1 protein-coding gene and 1 pseudogene are annotated in these 704 nt (G+C 63.4%); one reads left to right on the plus strand and one right to left on the minus strand.

Annotation, left to right across the window (positions count from 1 at the left end; genetic code table 11):
• The coding region (locus EN884_RS37710; protein WP_281034877.1) for an isopentenyl transferase family protein at positions 1-435 on the minus strand (435 nt) is incomplete at its 3' end.
• Here EN884_RS37710 and EN884_RS37715 point away from each other — a divergent pair.
• Positions 398-704, plus strand: a pseudogene (locus tag EN884_RS37715) (phosphoserine phosphatase SerB); the annotation flags it as partial. The gene EN884_RS37710 and the pseudogene EN884_RS37715 sit on opposite strands and share 38 nt — an antisense overlap.

Below are 704 nucleotides of genomic sequence, written 5' to 3' on the forward strand. Positions count from 1 at the left end.
CTTCAATTCATAGCGCCAACGGTCGCGGACCCGTTGCGGAATGTCGGGCATTTCCGAAATGCCCTCGGCTAATGCGCGAAAATAGAGCCCGGTGCCGCCGACAAAAATCGCTGTCCGTTCGGAGAATGTGCCGTCGTCGATCAGTTTCATCACGTCGCGCAGCCAGGCGCCGGTGGAATAGGGTGTCGCCGGATGGACATGGCCGTAGAGGAAATGCGGTGCGCGGGCGAGGTCGGCCGCCTCCGGCCGGGCGGTCAGCACGTCGAGCACCGAATAGCCCTGCATGGAATCCGTATTGACGATCACGCCACCCCTGCGCTCGGCCAGATCGAGCGCAAGCGCCGACTTGCCGCTGGCGGTCGGCCCGGCTATCAGGATCGCGTTCTTCACGCGGCCCTTGCCCGCCTGCCCGCCGGAATGTTCCATGCCGCTCATCGCCACGCTTGTTTCCCGTCCCATTGAGCGCGCTTTGTCGCTGTCGCTTGCGAATATGGCCTCACGGTCGGTCGGCGCAAGCGCTGTTGTCTGGCTGGCCGAAGGTATCGCCTGCGATCTCGTCCTGCCTGAGGCAGCCGACGCGGCCGCTACGAGTGCCGTCTTGCGCACGGCACTCGCCAGCGAGTCGGTCGACGTGATCGTCAAAGAAGAAAAAACCCGCCGCAAGAAAATCCTGATCGCCGACATGGATTCGACCATGATCGACC

The organism is Mesorhizobium sp. M7A.F.Ca.AU.001.01.1.1 (genome assembly GCF_004022735.1).
Taxonomy (GTDB): Bacteria; Pseudomonadota; Alphaproteobacteria; order Rhizobiales; family Rhizobiaceae; genus Mesorhizobium; species Mesorhizobium ciceri.